This window comes from Pseudomonadota bacterium (assembly GCA_016711215.1).
In the GTDB taxonomy this organism is placed as follows: Bacteria; Myxococcota_A; Polyangia.
This window is the reverse complement of record JADJTL010000003.1, coordinates 706,872-722,848: the sequence shown is the minus strand read 5'-3', so window position 1 is coordinate 722,848 and position 15,977 is coordinate 706,872. Positions and strand designations below refer to the sequence as shown.

The window sequence follows — 15,977 nt, the reverse complement described above, 5'->3', positions numbered from 1 at the left end:
GCCAGCATCGCGCGGGCGGTGTAGGCTCTGGGCACCCGGCTCCCATGAGATACGACGCCAAAGACTGGTCGCTGGAAACCCGCCGCTCAGGGGTCGGGGCGATCGCTAGCGTCAGGTCGATCGCTGGCGTCAGGTCGATCGCTGGCGTCGGGTCGGGGCGCGACGCGCGGCGGTTGGCCTTCGGGGGACGGTGCCCATGAGCGATGAGCTGTCGGCGGTGCCGGTGATTCAGCTCTTTGGCGTGAGCAAGCGCTACGGCGTGGTCGCGGCGCTCGACGATGTCTCGCTGCAGGTCGCGCGCGGCACGCTGATGCTGCTCACGGGCGCCAGCGGCGCGGGTAAGACGACGCTCCTCCGCACGATCTTCGCCGCGGAACAGCCGGACGCCGGGCAGGTGGTGATCGCCGGTCGCAATATCGCGCGGCTGCGTGCCAGCTCGATCCCCTTCCTGCGGCGCAACGTTGGCGTGGTCTTCCAGGATTTTCGGCTGCTGCGCGAGTGCAGCGTGGCGCGAAATGTGGCCCTTCCGTTGGAGATCCAGGGGCTGTCGCGCAGGGTCGTGCGCGAGCGCAGCCAGGCGGTGCTGGCCGCCGTCGGCCTCGAGCGAGCGGCCGACACGGCTGCCGGGGCCCTCTCCGGCGGTGAGCAGCAGCGGGTGGCGATCGCGCGCGCGCTGATCGCGCAGCCGACGATTATCCTCGCCGATGAGCCGACCGGTAACCTCGACCCGGTTTGGACGCTGGTGGTGCTCTCGCTGCTGCAGGAGGCGGCGCGGGCGGGCACGACGGTGATCGTCGCGACGCACGATCCGCTGTTGATCGATCGCGCCGGCGATGCCCAGCTCTTGCGCCTCGAGGCCGGGCGTGTGATCGAGCTGCGCTACCCGGTGGAAGACGCGCCGGGCGGCGAGGAGGGGGCGGAGACGCCGCCGCCGGCGAGCGCCGAGGGCAGCGGGCTGGGGCCGGTCGCGCCCTGGTTCGAGGCGGTACCCTCGGCATGACCCGCTGGCCCTACTACGCGGGGCAGGCGCTGCGTGCGATGCGGCGCAGTGCGCTGGTCCAGCTCGCGGCGATCGCCGCGATGGCCGTGACGATGCTGCTGATCGGCCTCGCCGTCCTCGGCTCGCATAACGTCGATCGTCTGACGCGGCGCTGGGGCCGTGGCACCCAGCTGATCGCCTTCCTCAGGCCCGCCGCCGCCGCGCCTGCGGTCGACGCGCTGGTGGCCCTGCTGGCGAGTCGGCCGGACGTGAAGCTGGTGCAACGCATCACGCCCGCGCTGGCCTACCAGCGGCTGCGGCAGGTGCTCGGGCCGCGCAGTAACCTCTTGGCGGGCGTCGAGACGGACTTCTTTCCGAGCTCGCTCGAGCTGCGGCTCCGCGAAGGCCTGGGGCCCGCGCTCTTGCCCTTGTTGGCGCTGCTCGAGGCCTCACCGGCGGTCGAGCGTGTCGAGCACCTGGGGCATTGGGCCGCGCGGCTCGGGCAGCTCGCGCAGCTCCTGCGCGGCCTGGCGCTGCTGGTCGCGCTGCTGGTCGGCCTCGCCTGCGTTTATCTGGCGGCGAGCACGATTCGTCTCGGCGTCTATAGCCGCCGCGAGGAGATCGAGATCCAGATGCTGCTCGGCGCGACGCGCGGTTTCATTCGTGGGCCGCTGCTGGTCGAGGGCGCGCTGCAGGGCCTGACGGGCGGCGTCTTGGCGCTGGCCGCGCTCTATGGCGCCTTCCGTTGGGGTGCACCGCGGCTCACGGCCCTGCTCGGGTCGCTGCCCGGTGGCGCCGAGCTGAGCTTTTTTGAACCGCTGACGATCGCGGCTGGCCTGCTCGCTGCCGTCGGCGTCGGGCTGATCGGCAGCGGCGTCGCGCTTGGCCGCAGCGCTGAGGTCTGAGCGATGAGGGGGCACCGCGGCCGAGGGCGGCGCAGCCTCGCTCTCGTCGTCCTCGCGTTGCTGTCGGTCGGACCCCCGCCGAGCGCCCAGGGTGGCGCGGGCCTGACGGGGCTGTTGCGCCGCGAGACGACGACGCTGGCGGCGTTGGAGGGCCTCACGGAGCAGGCCGTGCAGCAGCAAGCCACGCTCGAGCAGCTCGACGCGCGGCGTCAGCTCATCGACGTCGAGCTCGGAGAAACGCGCCGGCGCCTCATGGCGCTCACGCAGCGCAGCGCCGAGCGCCGCCTCCAGCTCGCCCAGCGCCTGCGCGCGCTCTATGAGCTCAGCGCGGGAGGCCAGCTCCGCTTGCTGCTCGAGGATCAGCGCCCTGGCGCGTTCCTGCTCAAGTCGGCCGCGGTCCACTACCTGCTCGAGCGCGACGCGCGCGAGCTGGCACTCTATGCGCGCGAGCGGCGTCAGCTCGCGCGGCAGCAGCAGGCGCTGGCCGAGCAACAGCGCAAGCAGCGCGCGCTGAGCGCGGCGCTGCGCCAGGGTCAGGAGGAGGCGGAGCGGCTGCGCCAGGCCCATCGCAGCTCGCTGACGCGCATCCGCCGCACGCGGCAGGCGCGGCAGGCGCTGCGCAGCGAGCTCTCGCTGGCCCAGCGCGCGCTGCTGCGGAAGGTCGCCCAGCTCGATTCGCGGCTCGAGCGCGCGGGGGGCTTCGCCGCGCGTCGCGGGCATCTCCCGGTCCCGGTCGAGGCGCCCCTGGCTGCCGGCGCTGCCGGCACCGCCACCGCCGCTGGTGCCGCGTCAGCCGCGGTGGGCCCGACGGTGGGGCGCGGTGCGCTGGTCTTCGCGCCGGCGCGCGGCGCGCCTGTGCGCGTGGTCCACGGCGGGGTCGTGCGCGTCGCGCAGACCTTGCCGGGCTATGGTCAGCTCGTGCTGGTCGACCACGGCGAGGGGTACTACACGCTCTACGGCTATCTGACCCAGCTCGCCGTCGAAGCCGGGCAGCGCGTCTTTCGCGGTGCGGCCGTCGGGCGAGCGGGTCTCGACCCGCTCAGCGGTGACCCCGCCGCCTATTTCGAGCTGCGCCATCGCGAGCTGCTCTTGGACGCTCGGCAGTGGCTGCGGCCTTGAGGCGCCGGTGCGGGCTCGGCCGGCTGCTGGTGCCCGTCGGACGGGCAGCGCTCGTGCCGCTGCTGGGGCTGGCGCTCTGGCTGGGGCTGGCGCACTGGCTGGGGCTGGCGCACTGGCTGGGGCCGGCCCATTGGGGCGGCTTGGCCTGCGATCGCGCCCCGTGGCGGGTCGCCGCCCCCGCCGCGCCGCCCGCAACGGCGCCGCTGCCGCGCTGCGACCGCGCGCGCCCCTGCCTGGCGATTGTCATCGACGATCTCGGTCGCGCGCTCGGGCCGCTGCGCGAGCTGCTCGCCTTGCCGCTGCCGCTGACCTTCGCCCTCCTGCCCCACGCGCGGCAGACGGCGGCCAGCGTGGCCCTGCTGCGCGCGGCGGGGCGCGAGCCCTGGCTGCACCTGCCCCTCGAGCCGCAGCGCTCGACGGCGATCAGCGACGAGCCCGTCGTGCTGGGTCGCGGCGGCCGCGTGGCGCCGGTGCTGGCCGAGGCCTTGTCGCGGGTTTCCGGGGCCGTGGGGGTCAACAGCCATATGGGTTCTGCCTTCAGCGCCGACCCCGACGCCGCCGCCCGCTTGCTGCGGGAGCTCAAGCGCCGTCGCCTGCCCTTCCTCGACTCGCGGACCACCAGCGCGACCGTGCTCTGCCGCGTCGCCCGCCGGATCGGCGCCACCTGCCTCGAGCGCGACGTGTTCTTGGACGACGCGCGTGACCTTGTTACAGTCCCCGAACGACTGGGAGCGGCGCTCGCCTTGGCGCGGCGCCGAGGTTGGGCGGTGGCGATTGGCCACCCCAAGACCTCGACCATCCGGGCTCTGGCGGCTTGGGCTCGGCGCGACCTCGGCGGGGTGCGCGTTTTGCCCCTGTCGTCGATTGTCGCGGGTGCGCGGCCGGGTGGCCCTTGACGGGGAAATCTGCGCGCCCCTAGACTGATTGGCCCGGCGATCACTGATTGGCCCGGCGATCACTGACTGGCCCGGCAACCCTGCGTCTCTGCCCGAGCGAGCCCGATCATGTTCAAGCTGATCATCGAGGACGACGAGGGGAAGACGACGGTCGTTCCCCTCATCCGCGATGAGATCACCATCGGGCGCAAGGAAGGCAATACGATCCGCCTGACCGAGCGCAACGTCTCGCGGCGTCACGCCAAGCTGGTCAAGAGCAACGGCGCGGTCTTCATCGAGGACCTCGACAGCTACAACGGCATCAGGGTCAACGGCGCGCGCATCTCGGGCCGCGCGGCCTTCGGCGAGGGCGAGCGCGTCGAGATCGGCGACTACGTGCTCGGGTTGCAGGTCGAGGGCGACATCGAGCTCGGTCCCGTCGTCTCACATCGCCTCGGCACGACGGTTCAGGAGGCGCGCGAGCCCCTTTCGCCCTCCGCGCCCAGCAGCGAGGAGGGCGGCGCCGGGGCGGCCGACGCTGACGCCGCCGCGCGCGCGGCACCCGGTGGCGTGGTGCGCGATGTGGCGCGGCTGGTTTGTGTCTCGAGCAATTTCGCCGGGCTCGAGGCGGTGATCAGCAAGTCCCTGGTGATCGTCGGGCGGACGCCGGACAACGACATCGTGATCAACCACCGATCCGTCTCGCGCCACCACGCCCAGGTGATCGAGGAGAGCGGCCGGTTCACGATCATGGACATGCAGAGCGCCAATGGCGTGCGGGTCAATGGCGAGGAGTACGGCAAGGTCGAGCTCCGCCGCGGCGATTTGATCGACCTGGGCCACGTGCGACTGCGCTTCGTGGCGCCGGGCGAGGCCTTCCAGTTCTCGCGCGACGCCACCATCTACGACCTCGGTCGCGCGGCGCCGGGCAAGCGCTTGCTCCTCGTGGCTCTGGGTCTCGTCGCGCTGAGCGTGGCGGGTGTCTTGACCTGGCGCTGGATGCGCGCGCAGGCGGCGACGACGGAGCTGGGCGCCGCGGCGGGGTCCGGCCTGTCTCCCGAGGAGAGGTCGCCAGGCGCGCCGACGCCACAAACCCCAGAGCAAGCGGCGGCGATCCTGAAGAGCGTGCGCGAGGCGATCGCCGTCCAGTCGTGGGATCAGGCGTTACAGCGCTGCGCCGAGCTCGGTGACGAGGCCCGCGAAGGGGCGCGCGCCGACTGCGCGCGGGCGGGCGCCGAGCGCCAGGCCAAGCAGCGCTTCGACCAGGCGATGGCGGCCGCGACGACCAACGATCACGCAGGTGCCCTGGCGCTCTTCCAGCGCCTTCCCCTCGAGAGCGGCTATCGCGCGCAGATGGCGCGCAGTAGCGCCTATGCGCAGGCCCGGGCCAACTTCGAGGCGCAGGCGCTGCAGGAGATCGACGAGGCCGTGCAGCGGCGGCAGTGCGATCAGGCGCAGGTGCAGGTCGACCGGCTGCGCGCTCTGCTCGGCAACGCCGACGCCGCCGCGGGCCGCGTGGCGGCGTGTCGGGAGGCGCTGAAGCCTGAACGGACCAAGCCCGCCGTCGTGCGCAAGCCGCCAGCTCGGACGCTCCAACCGAGCGCACGCGGCAGCACTGCCGCGCCCGCCGGCCGTGGGGTCAAGCCGACCCCGGCGGCAGCGGTGACGCCCGCGCCGGCGATCGATCCGGCGGTGGTGCGCAGCCTGATCGATCGGGCCTGGACCGCCTATCGCGAGGGCTTCTATAGCAAGGCAGCCACGCTCGCGAATCAGGTGCTGCGGGTCGCGCCGAAGGATCCGCAGGCCTGGTCGATCGTCGGCGCCTCGGCCTGCTATCTCAAGCAGGAGGCGCAGGCGCAGTCGGCCTACACTCAGCTCGACAGCCAGCGCCGCCAGCTCCTGCGCCGCGTCTGCGAGCGTATGGGCGTCAATCTCAAGTAGACCCGCGGGATCAGGGTACCGCTGCCGGGCTCGGGTCGCTGGCCGCGTCGATCCACGCCATGCTGCGGGTGATCTCCGCGGCCGTGGTGGCCGCATCGAAGACCAGGATGGCCTCGGCGCACTTCGCTAACGCCGAGGGTAGCGCCGTCTGCCAGCCGATCTCCCCGCAGCCCAGCGGCAGCCGCAGGCGCAGCCCAGCGGCATCCGCTAGGCGCAGGGCGCGGTCAACGCTTCGAGCCGGCGCCGAAGGCGAGGTCGCCGCCGCCTCGGTTCCGGCGTCGGGCGGCGGAGGGGTCGCGGCCCCGCCGGAGGGCACGAAGAGCGTCGAGCCAGGTCCTGCCGGCACGACGGCCTGAGCCGCCGCCCGCGCCCAGGCGTCTCCGGGCTGGGCCGCGACCGGGCCGCGTCGTCGCGGGGCTGGACGGCTGGCGGCGCTCGCCACCACCTGCGCGGCGTGCTCCCAATCGCTCGCCGGAAGCGCCTCGAGCGGTGCGCCCGCCAGCTCGGCGCGCAGCGCCAGCAGCTCGGCCTCGGTGGGGAGCTGCTGCGGCCAGATCGCGGGCGTGAGCAGGGCGATGGTGATGCCCTCGTGTGCTGCGCGCTCGAGCAGCGGATCGAGACAGCCGAGCAAGCCGTCGAGCGCTCGCGGCGCCGCGTCGGTGCGTTGCTCGTTCAGCTCGGCCAGAGGCAGCGCACGACCGGCCGCAAAGCGCTGCCGCAGCGCGTCGGGGTCGCGCCGCAGCGTCAGGTTCCAGGGGTGGAGCACGAGGCGGGGGACCTCATGCTCGGCCGCCAAGCGGAGCGTGTCGAGCAGCTGCTGCGTCGCCGCGCGTCGTTCGCTGCGTTCGGCGCCGAGCGGCGACGCCATCGGATAACCCTCAGCGCTGCCGAGCGGGTGGGCCAGCTCGACGCAGCCGATGCCCTGCGCGCGCGAACGCGCCAGCAGCTCCCGCATCACGGGCGGTGGCAGGCGCGGATCGAGCGCCAGCGCGAGCGGATGGGTCGCGCGCAGCGAGCGCCAGCGATCGAGTAGCACCTGCGGTGGGCCCGGCAGGCTACAGACAGTGGTGGAAAGGGCGAGCCTTGCTGGCATCGGTTGGCGGCGCCGCTTGGAGGGGCCACCGGCCTCGTAGCACGGCTGCGCCGGCCTCCGCAACGCGGCCCGGTCTGACGCCAGGAAACCACGGGTGATTTTGACAAGCGCTGGAAACGGCAGCTAAATGGACGGCAAACCGTTTCGCGAGGAGCCCCATGCACGCCTGCCGCCGCCTCGGAGCCGCTCTGCTCCTCAGCCTCGCGCTGCTCGTTCCTTGCTCCCGCGCGCTGGCGCAGGTCTCGGGTGGTCCTGTCGACCTGCAGCTCTTCCGCCCGGCGATCGATTCCAAGGGCTACATCACGCTCGATGCCTCGCAGGTGCTGGGCCACCTCAACTTGAGCTTCGGCCTCGTGCTCAACTACGCGCGCCGGCCCTTCTCGATCGCCGGTCCACCCACAGGCGGCACGTGGTGCGCGGACCCCTCGACGCCCGGCACTGCCTGTTCGCCGGAGGCCCGGCTGCTCAGCCGCTACCAGGTGAAGAACCTGGCCACCGGTCAGCTGCAGGCGGCGGTCGGTCTCTTCCGCCACCTCGAGCTCGGCATTGGCCTGCCGCTGACGCTCTGGGACGGCGACACGACGCCCAATCCCGCGGCGCGCGACCACGGCAGCATCGATGCCCAGGGCGTCGGTGATTTGGTCCTCCACCTCAAGGGGCGAATCCTCGATACCTCTCGCTACCCGGTCGGGCTCGCGCTGGTCACCAGCGTGACGCTCCCCACCGGCGACGAGCATGCGTTTCTCGGCTCAGGGCGCGTCGGCTTGCTGCCGCGCCTGGTCGTCGACCGTGAGTTTCTCCGCGGTGGTCGACTCAAGCTGGCGCTCAATGTCGGCACGTTGCTGCGCTTCGGCAGCAACGCCGGTTGGACCGATGAGCGGCTCTGTGCGCTGCAGGGCGCGGCAGGGGTCGCGGCGGCCTGCGGCACCGGGCGCACGCTCAGCACCGATGATCAGCTGGTCTACGGCGCGGCGATCGCCTTCGACTTCGTGCCGCAGCGCCTGCAGGGCGTCGCCGAGCTGATCGGGCAAACGGGTTTCGATGGGCTCTACGATCGGTCCCGCCTCAACTCGGCTCATGAGGCGCTGGCGGGTCTCAAGGTGTACCTGGCCGACAATTCGTATCTCGCGCTCGGCCTCGGGCGCGGTCTCCGGGGCGGCGGGGATAATTTCCAGTACGGCTCGCCGGACGTGCGGGCCTTCCTCGCCTTCGTCTTCGAGCCGTCGATCGGCGATCGCGACGGCGATGGCATCAAGGACGACGTCGATCGCTGTCCGACGCGGCCCGAGGACTTCGACGGCTTCGAGGACGAGGACGGCTGCCCCGACCCGGATAACGACGGTGATGGCATCCTCGACGGCGACGACAAGTGCCCCAATGAGCCGGAGGATAAGGACGGCTACCAGGATGAGGATGGCTGCCCCGAGACCGAGTCGCTCGACCGCGACGGCGACGGGATCCCAGACGACCGTGACCAATGTCCGGATGAGCCCGAGGACAAGGATGGCTTCGAGGACGAGGACGGCTGCCCCGACCCGGATAACGATCGCGACGGAATCCTCGACCTCGATGACCTCTGCCCGAACGAGCCCGAGGATAAGGACGGCTTCGAGGACGAGGATGGTTGCCCCGACCCGGATAACGATAAGGATCGCATCCTCGACAAGGACGACCAATGCCCGAACGAGCCGGAGACCTACAACGGCAATCAGGACGAGGATGGCTGCCCCGACAAGGGGCGCGTGATCGTGCGCCACGGCGCGCTCGAGATCCTCGACAAGGTCTACTTCGAGACCGCGCGGGCGGTGATCATGCCGGTCAGCTTCCCGATCTTGGACGCGGTCGCCGCCACCCTCCGGGGCAATCCGCAGATCGAGCTGGTCGAGGTGCAGGGCCATGCCGACGAGCGCGGCAACGACGGCTATAACCTCACGCTGACCGAGCAGCGGTCGGAGGCCGTGCGCCAGGCCCTGATCGAGCGCGGTGTCGCGGCCGAGCGGCTGGAGGCCCATGGCTATGGCGAAACCAAGCCGATCGACCCCGCGCATAATCTCGCGGCGTGGTCGAAGAACCGCCGCGTCGAGTTCATCATCCTCAAGCGCGCGACCGAATAGGCCTGCCGTCGCGCAGCGCGCGCGCGCGGGCGACAACAGGGGCGTGATGTTCCGCCTGATTCGTGGGCTCCTCGGCTTTGTGCTCTTCGTCGCGTTGATCTACGCGGCGGTGACGGTGACGCTCGGTGAGCGCACGCTCTGGCAGCATCTCTGCGCCATCGCCGGCAGCAGCGAGAGCCGCGCCTTGGTCGACGGCGTCAAGCAGCGGACCCAGGGGCTGTGGGGGGGCTCGGCGACGGATCCCCAACGCGCTTCCCCTGGGCCGACGCCGGCGGCCGGGGCAAAGGGCGCCGCGGATCCCTTGACCGCCGACGAGCGCAGTCGGCTGCGTCGCCTGATTCGGCAGCGCCTGGCGGGGCGCGCTGCGGATGCCGGCGCGGGCCGGCGCGGCGCTCAGCGCAGTTCGAACTCCTTGCAGAAGACCACCTCTGCGCGCGCGTCGGCGTCCGCGCCAGAGCGGCCGGGATCACGCGCTAACCCATAGCGCTCTGACCGATGCTCGTCCTGCGGCCAGCCGTGGGCGCAGCGGGCGCGAGGCTCGGCGAAGAAGTAGGCGCAGCTCTCGCAGCAGAAGCGCAGGCCGAGGCGCGCGCATTGCTCAGCGAAGGCTAGCCTGTCGACGTTGACGCGCACGGCCCGAGCTTAACCGATCGGCGCTTGCGGCACGCCCTATGCTGTGGCAAGGGGCGAGGGCACGGTCGCGCCTCGCTGATGACATTCTCCCGCCGCCACAGGTACAGTCCGCGCGCATCGATGGGCCATTTCAATCGACTCAGGAGCTTTTCGACCGCCTTCGCTGGTCAGCGGATCGCGGCGTCCCACGCGGGCCACTGGCTGCGGCGCTGGCTGGTGGTGTTGCCGGCGCTGGCGGCTGGGCTGGGCAGCGCCCAGGCGCAACAGCTGCTCCCTCCCCGGCCGGCGGCGCCGACCTTGCCCGAGCCCACCTGGTCCCAGGCCTATTCGCCGGAGAGCGAACACGGCAGCTTCACGCCCGACGTCTACAAGGAGGATATCGGTCATACGATGCGCGTGACCGAGCTGATTTCTGTGGCTGTCGACTATCAGCACCCCGATGTCGCCTACGTCTCGTCGCAGGGCGGTTATGTCTTCAAGACCGAGGATGGCGGCAAGACCTGGACCGAGTCCCGCCTGATCGTCGAGCGCCGGCCGACCTACGGCGATGCCGGGCAGGTGATCTTCTACGGCGCGCAGCGCTTTGATGGCTGGGGCAGCCGCGCCACCAGCGTGCTCGGACCGCGACTCAGCATGGTGGTTCCCTCGGTGACGCGCGGACAGCTCGAGATCGGCGGCGGATCGCTGCCCGATATCGTCTATGGCAACTCGTCAGCGCAGCCGACGATGCTCAGTCGCCCGCGCGACTCGACCTTCCGCCGCTCGCCCGTCTCGACGGGTGGCCCCGAGCCGCTCTCGATCACCTCGGGGCATCATCGCGCGATGAAGTCGCGCTGGAATGTGCTGGGCTATGCGCCGATCGCGCCAGGGTCGGGCGGCCGCATCAGCGAGGAGGCCAACCGCAACTTCGGCGTCGGCCTGCCTGGCCGCGCGCCGCGCCTCCAGTCCGTGGTGCGCCGCTTCGGCAAGCCGACAGCTGGCCTGAATATCAAGCAGACCCTGCTGCTGCGCGGCAACATCATCCCGCACGGTCGTCTCTTCGTGATTCACCCGCGCGACCCCAACTGGGTCTATCTCTGCACGCTCTTCGGCCTCTTCATGACCGAGGACGGCGGTCAAACCTGGGTCCGCACCTGGGGCGGCTTCGCCAACTGGTCGCGCATGGTCTTCTCGGCGGCCGTCGACCCCCTCAACCCCGATCGCGTGTTGATCGCCACCGGTGATGGGCTCTTCTTCTCCGAGGACCGTGGCCATAGCTGGAGCAAGTCGACGCAGCAAGGCCTCGGGGCGGGCGTGGTCTGGTGGATCTACTTCAACCCCTGGGACCCCCGCTACATCTTCGCCGGCACGGACTACGGCATGCTGCGCTCGCCGGATAGCGGGCGCACCTGGGAGTGGATCTACTTCACGACCTTCCCGACGGCGCGCGTCGTGCGCTGGGTGACCATCGATCCCCATGACCGCCAGCGCGGCTATATCGCCACGCATGACGGCCTGTTCACCACGGCGAACCTGATGACCGCGCAGCTCGAGGACTGGACGCAGCTCGGCGGCCCGAAGTTCCTCGGCCAGGAGATGGTGAAGGTCTCGGTCAATCCCTGGCGCAAGGGGCACCTCTGGGCGCTGAGCAATCTGATGCTGCCCTCGCTGCTCTCGCCCGGCATGGTGGACTCGGGAGGGGCGTATATCTGGGAGAGCATCGACGGCGGCCAGCAGTGGAAGGTCATCTACTCGGGCGAGACCTTCGGGCGGCTATCCTGGTTCGAGCACGATCCCCGCGACCCGGCGCTGCTTTGGGTCGTCTGGAGTCGGGCTCTCTGGCGCATGCGGCGCAATCTCGGCGACCGTCCGCGTCAGCCGGACGAGCTCCCGCCCGCGCGGCGCGCGGCGCTGGCGCGGCTGCTGCGCGGCGACTCCGCCCCCGTCATCACGGACATGCTCTGGGCGGCCTACCGCTACACGGGCTTCGAGGTGCGGCGGCAGCTCGACTATCGCGCACGGGCGCGGCTCAAGGGCTTGTTGCCGCGGGTCGACCTCTCGTGGACCCACCTCCAGGCGCGCGACTACGGCCTGACCCAAGATGGCATCCTGCGCGGCGCGGGCTTCACCTACCGCTTCGACAACAAGCCGGCCTTTCGCTTCAACGAGCTGCGCTTGATGCTCTCCTGGGATCTCTCGTCGCTCGTCTTCAACCTCGAGAGCGCCCTCTTCGGCCGCATCGAGCGTCTCAACAGCGAGGGCCGCGATTGGCTGCGGCGCAGCATCCACCGGCTCTATAGCGAGTACCGCCGGACGCAGGCGCTGCTGATCGCTGCGCCGCCCGAGGATATGCGCCTGCGCTTGACCTATCGGCTCTGGCTCGAGGAGCTGCACGCCTATCTCGACTTCATCACCGGTGGCTATCTGACGCGCTATGCGCGTGGCGGCCGACCGCACGGTTACGATGCCAAGTGGTTCGTGCGCTGGCCGGGTACAGGGCCGGATCTGCGCTTGCCACCCCAGGAGGGTACCCATGACTAGAATCCATCGCCGCCGCGGCCTCCGCGCCACGCTCCTCGCTGCCGCGGGGCTCTTCACCGCGCTCTGCCTGGCGCCCCTGCCGGCCCAGGCGTTGAGCGAGGAGGAGGTGCTGGCGCGCTTTCATCACGAGCCGACCGTCCAGCAGGTGCAAGACGCGGCGATTCGCTATTACTTCGTCCATCCGGACAGCATCCGCGCGATGCGCCGCAACGCGATGCTCAAGGCGCTGGTGCCGACGATCGGTGGTGAGTTCACCAACTCGATCAGCCACGTCAACCGCGAGCTCAACGACGGGCTCTATCAGAGCCTGCCCTTCAAGGAGAGCGAGGCCGTCAACGGTGACGCGCTGGGCTGGCGGGTGCAGGTGAGCTGGGTGCTCGATCGCCTGATGTTCAACCCCGAGGTCCTCGACGTGCAGTCGCTGATCGGCATCCTCGACGGCGTCGTGCGCGAGGTCACGACCATCTACTACATTCGCCGCCGCCTGCAGATCGACACCATCCTCCGCCCGCCGCCCGACCTGGCGGCGCGCATCAGCCAGCGCATCCGCATCGAGGAGCTGACGGGGCTGATCGACGCGATGACGGGCAGCTTCATGACCAGGTCGCTGCGGCGCGCGCGCGAGCGCCAAGGATCGGGTCGCGGGCCGCAGCGGCGCGATGGCGCCGGCGAGAACGTGTTCAACTCGGGCGAGGGGCAGTGGCCGAGCGGGAAGTAGGGCCTGCAGCGGAAAGCAGGGTCTGAAGCGGGCGACTAAGGACAGGTCTCGGATACCGTTGGACCGGCGCCGGTGGTGCCGCCCTCGGTGAAGACGGAGAGCTCCGCGAGCCGATAGGCGTCGGTCCCGTAGGAGGCGTCGTCGATCAGGCGCAGTCCGACCCAGCGCGCCTCGCGTACGGGCGTGACGAGGATGTCCCGCGGCTGCGCCGTGCCGCTGCTCTCATCGACGACGACCGCCCAGGCCGGATTCGTCGCGCTCGGCGGGCCCGGGGTGGCCTCGTTGCTCAAGAGGAGCTGGTAGCGCGTGGCGAAGTAGTCGTTTCCGAGCGCGTTCCAGGCCAGCCGGGCGCTGCCGATGCGCTGCGCGCTGCCGAGGTTGATGGTCACCCAGACGTCCTCGAAGGCCAGCAGCGGGCTCAGCTCGACGGCCGTGCCCTCTTCGCCGTCGGTGATCAGCGCGCGTTGGCTCAAGCCGCTCGGCGCGACCGAGGTCTCCGCCGGCATGCCCAGCGCGGCGTTGCGCCGCCCCGCGCCCGTCGGGGGGAGCTGGGTGACGCCCTGCTGGAGCACGGTGACGCTCGCCGGCAGGCCGAGGCAGCCCTGCGGGGAGCGCGCGATCAGGCGCAGGGGATTCTGCGCGCCGGTCAGCAGGTCGACGAGCAGGCAGAAGCGACCGTCGACCACGTTGACCGGACCGAAGCGCTGGTCACCGCGCTCCACGAGGACCTGTGCGGCCCCTGCGGCGAGCCCGCGGATCGCCTTTCGCACGACGGTGGTCGGCTGGACGCTGAGTCTGTCCACCACCGGCGCGGCGGGCGGCGCCTGGTCGGCGCAGGCGAGGGGCTGCGCGAGCACGCCAGCGTCGGCCGAGACGACGCCGCGGTCGAAGGTTGCCGTCCGTGCCATGTCCGCTTGGCAGCCCCCGGCGACGAGCGCGCCGAGGGCCAGAAGGCTGCAGAAGTGGCCCACGGCCCCCGGGCGGGGAGGGGATGGGCTTGGCCGCGTCTCGAGGTGAAGCACTCCGACCTCCGACTGTGCAAGGGCAGCGTCTGCAGACGCATGCATAGCGTATGCAGACGTATGCAGGCGTATGCAAAGGAGCGGCCAGGAGCTAGCCTGCCCCTCTGTGCCTGTCAAGCCTGCGGGCCGGGCTATCGCCACGTTTCGCCGCGCTTCCGCCGCGGTGCACCGTCGCGCTTTCGCCGCGGTGCGCGGTCGCCAGGGGGGCGTCCTGGCGTGGACCCGGGCGGCTTCGGCGGCGCCGCCGCCGCGATTGCCTGGCGACAAAAGCCCGCGGGGGGGCTGGAGCCCTAGCCGCTCCCCGGCCGGAAGAGGCTTGCAACACCGCGGGATTGCGGCGGGCCAGCGCCAGGAGGCGTGCTCGCCGGCGGTTGGTACGAAACTTGATAGAGAAGTCCTCGGTGGGCCTAAGCGCCCGAGGAGTAACGAGCATGAAGAGGCTGGCCGATGCGCATGCGCTGAGGCTCTTGACCGTCGGGCTGGCGGGCCTGGCCGGGCTGGCCGGGCTGGCCGGGCTGCCCGCCTGCGGAGGCGAGGGCGCGCCGCCGCCCAAGGCCGGGGTGACGCGTCCGGTGCTGCAGGGCGTCTCTCCGACGCGCCTGGCCCTGGGCGATACGCTGACCATCATGGGCGAGAACTTCGCCGCCGAGGCGGCCGGTGAGCGCACCCGCGTCGTCATCGAGGGCAGCTACACGACGCCCTCCGGCCGCAGCCCTGTCCGCGTGGAGTTGGCGTCGCTGCAGGCCGTCAACGGCGGCACCCTGAGCTGGGTGGTCGGTCCGAACATGCCCTTCGGTCAGGTTCAGGACATCGGCGTGCTGGAGGGCACGATGCAGGCGGCGAACGTCGGCGCCGACGGGGCGACCAGCCCGCTCTCCGAGCGCATTCCGATCAAGATCGAGGTCGCGCCCTCGATTGTCGTGCGGCGGCTGCAGCCCCTCAACGCCGGCTGCGGGCAGCCGGTCACCGACACGACCGCCATGACGCCCCTGGTGCTGGAGGTCGAGGCGATCGGCCTCGGCGCGGGGCCGACCCAGGGAGGCCTGATCGTCTCCTACACGATGTTCAAGGAGAGCTTTCGCTTCGACGGCTTTTTTGGCAGCGACTACCAGACGGACCCGCAGCAGCTCTTCCCGCAGCGCGGGCCGGTGACGATCATCGACTATGTGCCCACGGGCACGATCAGCGCGCTCGGCACGGGTACGCCGCGCGAGCAGACGGTAATCCAGCAGGGCATTGGCGAGACGGGGGTCGGGACGGGCAATCGGCTCTTCGACCAGATGCTGGTCTATGTCGGACAGGCGGGCCAAACTGTTGGCGTGGCGCCGAAGTTTCGCCTATCGCAGGTGCGGACGGCGGCGCTGCCCAACGAGCAGGCGCAGAGCTACCAGTCGACCATCCTCGTCACGGCGGTCGACCGCAGCGGTAAGGTGGCGCGGCGCTCGATTCCGCTGCGCGTCTGGGCCCCGGTGTCGATCGAGGAGGATGGCAGCGCCAGGCCGGTGCGCTTCTACGTGCCGACGTTGATCCGCTCGTGCATCCGCGGCACGAGCCCGCCGGCGACGATGAAGTACTCGGAGGATACGAGCGAGTCGCGCACGCGAAGTCTCGAGTTCGTCGGCACCCTCGGTTCGACGCTGGGTCTCGACCCCGGCATCTCGGCCAAGGTCGACGCGGCCTTCCGGGTCGAGGTCGATGACCAGGCGACCTCGACGACGCTGGCCGGCACGAGCCTCGACGTCGCCGTGCTGCCGGGCGAGTTCGGAGCCGTCTATCGCCAGCTCGTGCAGCTCGAGCGCGTGGCGGTGGTGCGGCAGCGCGATGGCTGTGGTGTCGAGCAAGAGCTCGGTCGTGCCATCCTCACCGACTGGCAGTGGAACCCCGAGCTCGCCAAGGCCCACAGCAACTCCTGCCCCCCCGTCCCGCCCTCCGGCCTGCGCGAGTACGTGGCCCCAGGCACGCCGGGCCGCTGACGACGAAAATGCGAGAAGAAAGAGCCCCGACTCGGAAGAGCCCAGAGCCCCGCCCAGAGCCCCGACTCGGGTTGAGGTTTTCCAG

The 15,977-nt window shown here is 71.0% G+C and carries 12 protein-coding genes; 10 read left to right on the top strand and 2 right to left on the bottom strand.

The window, feature by feature from the left end; genetic code table 11:
• Nucleotides 1–196: 196 nt before the first annotated feature.
• The 5 genes from IPL40_11795 (at nt 197) to IPL40_11775 (ending at nt 5,819) form a co-directional block, all read left to right on the top strand.
• On the top strand, nt 197–1,000 hold the full coding sequence (locus tag IPL40_11795) for an ATP-binding cassette domain-containing protein (protein MBK8481845.1): 804 nt from the start codon (nt 197–199) through the stop codon (nt 998–1,000).
• Entirely contained in the window at nt 997–1,884 is an 888-nt protein-coding gene (locus IPL40_11790; protein MBK8481844.1) for a hypothetical protein, read from the top strand. The genes IPL40_11795 and IPL40_11790 overlap by 4 nt, the downstream gene beginning before the upstream one ends.
• Before the next feature lie 3 nt (nt 1,885–1,887).
• Entirely contained in the window at nt 1,888–3,003 is a 1,116-nt protein-coding gene (locus tag IPL40_11785) for a peptidoglycan DD-metalloendopeptidase family protein (protein MBK8481843.1), read from the top strand.
• Nucleotides 3,000–3,899 carry a divergent polysaccharide deacetylase family protein gene (locus tag IPL40_11780; GenBank protein MBK8481842.1) on the top strand — a complete coding sequence of 300 codons (900 nt, stop codon included), beginning with the start codon at nt 3,000–3,002 and terminating at the stop codon, nt 3,897–3,899. Before IPL40_11785 ends, IPL40_11780 begins: the two co-directional genes overlap by 4 nt.
• A gap of 108 nt (nt 3,900–4,007) precedes the next feature.
• Complete coding sequence (locus IPL40_11775; GenBank protein ID MBK8481841.1) at nt 4,008–5,819, top strand: FHA domain-containing protein; 1,812 nt, start codon at nt 4,008–4,010, stop codon at nt 5,817–5,819.
• Nucleotides 5,820–5,829: 10 nt separating this feature from the next.
• On the opposite strand, the gene IPL40_11770 is transcribed toward IPL40_11775, so the two are convergent.
• Nucleotides 5,830–6,912, bottom strand: coding sequence for a hypothetical protein (locus IPL40_11770; protein ID MBK8481840.1), 1,083 nt, complete (start codon nt 6,910–6,912; stop codon nt 5,830–5,832).
• A gap of 158 nt (nt 6,913–7,070) precedes the next feature.
• Here IPL40_11770 and IPL40_11765 point away from each other — a divergent pair, with 158 nt between their 5' ends.
• From IPL40_11765 to IPL40_11750, 4 genes are all read left to right on the top strand, one after another.
• A complete protein-coding gene (locus IPL40_11765) occupies nt 7,071–9,026 on the top strand; it encodes an OmpA family protein (GenBank protein MBK8481839.1) in 1,956 nt (651 codons plus the stop codon).
• A gap of 46 nt (nt 9,027–9,072) precedes the next feature.
• On the top strand, nt 9,073–9,510 hold the full coding sequence (locus IPL40_11760) for a hypothetical protein (protein MBK8481838.1): 438 nt from the start codon (nt 9,073–9,075) through the stop codon (nt 9,508–9,510).
• A gap of 269 nt (nt 9,511–9,779) precedes the next feature.
• A complete protein-coding gene (locus IPL40_11755; protein ID MBK8481837.1) occupies nt 9,780–12,179 on the top strand; it encodes a hypothetical protein in 2,400 nt (799 codons plus the stop codon).
• On the top strand, nt 12,172–12,897 hold the full coding sequence (locus IPL40_11750) for a hypothetical protein (GenBank protein ID MBK8481836.1): 726 nt from the start codon (nt 12,172–12,174) through the stop codon (nt 12,895–12,897). Before IPL40_11755 ends, IPL40_11750 begins: the two co-directional genes overlap by 8 nt.
• Before the next feature lie 35 nt (nt 12,898–12,932).
• On the opposite strand, the gene IPL40_11745 is transcribed toward IPL40_11750, so the two are convergent.
• Complete coding sequence (locus IPL40_11745; protein ID MBK8481835.1) at nt 12,933–13,805, bottom strand: hypothetical protein; 873 nt, start codon at nt 13,803–13,805, stop codon at nt 12,933–12,935.
• Between the two features lie 545 nt (nt 13,806–14,350).
• On the opposite strand from IPL40_11745, the gene IPL40_11740 reads away from it, so the two are divergent.
• Nucleotides 14,351–15,892, top strand: a complete 1,542-nt coding sequence (locus tag IPL40_11740; protein ID MBK8481834.1) for a hypothetical protein — start codon at nt 14,351–14,353, stop codon at nt 15,890–15,892.
• The last annotated feature ends 85 nt before the right edge of the window (nt 15,893–15,977 follow it).